The sequence below is a fragment of the Bacillus zhangzhouensis genome (assembly GCF_000715205.1).
Taxonomy (GTDB): Bacteria; Bacillota; Bacilli; order Bacillales; family Bacillaceae; genus Bacillus; species Bacillus zhangzhouensis.
Window position 1 is genome coordinate 1 of sequence record NZ_JOTP01000076.1, and the last position, 836, is coordinate 836.

Annotated in this window: 3 protein-coding genes; all 3 read right to left on the reverse strand. The window is 38.6% G+C overall.

What is annotated here, in order from left to right; genetic code table 11:
- Positions 1–91: 91 nt before the first annotated feature.
- From BA70_RS21060 to gpG (BA70_RS18870), 3 genes are read right to left on the reverse strand one after another with little or no spacing between them, the layout of a single operon-like run.
- Positions 92–256 carry a hypothetical protein gene (locus BA70_RS21060; RefSeq protein WP_420834695.1) on the reverse strand — a complete coding sequence of 55 codons (165 nt, stop codon included), beginning with the start codon at positions 254–256 and terminating at the stop codon, positions 92–94.
- Positions 196–576, reverse strand: a complete 381-nt coding sequence (gpG, locus tag BA70_RS18865; protein WP_239646722.1) for a phage tail assembly chaperone G — start codon at positions 574–576, stop codon at positions 196–198. The genes BA70_RS21060 and gpG (BA70_RS18865) overlap by 61 nt, the downstream gene beginning before the upstream one ends.
- The gene (gpG, locus tag BA70_RS18870; RefSeq protein WP_193352358.1) at positions 560–781 is read right to left on the reverse strand and encodes a phage tail assembly chaperone G; all 222 of its coding nucleotides are present in this window, start codon (positions 779–781) and stop codon (positions 560–562) included. The genes gpG (BA70_RS18865) and gpG (BA70_RS18870) overlap by 17 nt, the downstream gene beginning before the upstream one ends.
- Between the last annotated feature and the right edge of the window lie 55 nt (positions 782–836).

Genomic DNA, 836 nt, shown 5'->3' on the forward strand with positions numbered 1-836 from the left:
TGATAGACAATGTCCATTTCGTCTATCTGATTTTGAGTAAAGCCAATGTCCTCTAATGCGTTATACATATCAAGAACAGCATCGGACAAACTTACTCCCCCGGCTCTTCTTCCTCTGCGGATTCTGGATTCAGAATATTGCTTGCTTCAACGATATTTCCGATCACATAATGTGCAGTTGCGAAGATGGTTTTGGTCAAAAGACGCGCGTCAATACCATTATCAAATTCTTCTGCAGTAAACTTGTTTCCGAACACTTTACAAATGAACTCGGTTTGGTTTCCTCTGCGGTTTCAGGATTTAATATATTGCTTGCCTCAGCGATATTCCCGATGACATACTGTGCAGTTGCGAAGATGGTTTTGGTCAAAAGACGCGCGTCAATACCATTATCAAATTCTTCTGCAGTAAACTTGTTTCCGAACACTTTACAAATGAACTCGGTTTGAGCACTGGTATGAAATCTTTCAGGATCATTTGATTCAAAGTCTTCTATAATTTCTACCGCGGTTCTAAATAAAGCACCTGTGATAAAGCTAGGTGTGGAAAATTCCTTTTCCTTACCGTTTAAATGCAAGGTGATTGTACGCAGTAAACTTGTTTCCGAACACGTTACAAATAAACTCGGTTTGAGCACTCGTGTGAAATCTGTCAGGGTCATTTGATTCAAAGTCTTCTACAATTTCTACCGCGGTTCTAAATAAGGCACCTGTTATAAAGTTAGGTGTGGAAAATTTCTTTTTCTTACCGTTTAAATGCAAGGTGATTGTCAATGCTTCCATGTTTTATTTCCTCCTAATTACAAAATAAAAAAGAGCGTTATTAAACGCCCTTTCC